1 protein-coding gene is annotated in these 1,138 nt (G+C 65.9%); it reads left to right on the top strand.

The window, feature by feature from the left end; translation table 11 throughout:
* The coding region (locus FBX99_RS28785; protein ID WP_145133819.1) for an amino acid adenylation domain-containing protein at positions 1-1,138 on the top strand (1,138 nt) is incomplete at both ends.

The raw sequence follows: 1,138 nt of genomic DNA, 5'->3' as shown, positions 1-1,138 counted from the left end.
CCGTGGCCCTGGTCTGCGAAGACCGCCAGTTGAGCTATCGCCAACTCAACCGCCGCGCCAACCACCTGGCCCGGCAACTGCTTGAACTGGGCGTGCAGCCCGATCAGCGCGTGGCCATCTGCGCCGAACGCAGCCTGGAGATGATCGTTGGCCTCTTGGGCGTGCTCAAGGCCGGCGCGGCCTACGTGCCCATCGACCCGGCCCACCCGGCCGAGCGCATGGCTTTCATGCTCCAGGACAGCCAACCCCAGGCGCTGTTGACCCAATCGGCGCTGTCCCTACCGTCCGGGGAACTGCCGGTGTTGCTACTGGACATCGTGGAATCGTTGCAAGCGGCGGACGATGCGGCGTTCGACAGCAACCCACAAGTACCGGGCCTGACCGCGGAACACCTGGCCTACGTGATCTATACCTCCGGTTCCACCGGTCAGTCCAAGGGCGTGATGGTCGAGCACCGCTCGGTGTTCAACTTCTGGCACGTGCTGACCCGCACCACCCATCAGCACTGCCCGACCCCGGCCACTGTGGCTCTGAACGCCGGGTTCTTCTTCGACATGTCGATCAAGGGCATCTCCCAGCTGTTCTCCGGCCATCGCCTGGTGATCATCCCGCAACTGATCCGCGCCAGCGGCAGCGAGTTGCTGGACTTCCTCGAACAGCATCAGGTGCACGCCTTCGACTCCACCCCATCGCAGCTCGACACACTGCTCGCCGCCGGCCTGCTGGAGCGCCAGAGCTACCAGCCGGTGAGCGTGCTGCTCGGTGGCGAGGCGATCAACGCCGCCACCTGGGAGAAACTGCGCAACTGCCAGAGCATCCGCTTCTACAACATGTACGGCCCCACCGAATGCACGGTGGACGCCACCCTCGACCTGATCCGCGACTTGGGCGAACGGCCGAGCATCGGCCGACCCTTCGCCAACGTCCAGGTCCACGTGCTGGATGCGCGAGGCGAACCGGCACCGTTGGGGGTGGCTGGGGAAATCCATATCGGCGGTGTCGGCGTGGCCCGGGGCTACCTGAACCGGACGGAGCTGAGCGCCGAGCGTTTCATCGCCGACCCGTTCAGCAGCGAACCGAACGCGCGCCTGTACAAGACCGGCGACCTCGGTCGCTGGTTGGCCGACGGTACGCTGGA

This window comes from Pseudomonas sp. SJZ074 (genome assembly GCF_007828215.1).
Lineage (GTDB): Bacteria > Pseudomonadota > Gammaproteobacteria > Pseudomonadales > Pseudomonadaceae > Aquipseudomonas.
The sequence above is the reverse complement of the archived record's forward strand: the minus strand, read 5'-3'. Positions and strand labels throughout refer to the sequence as shown.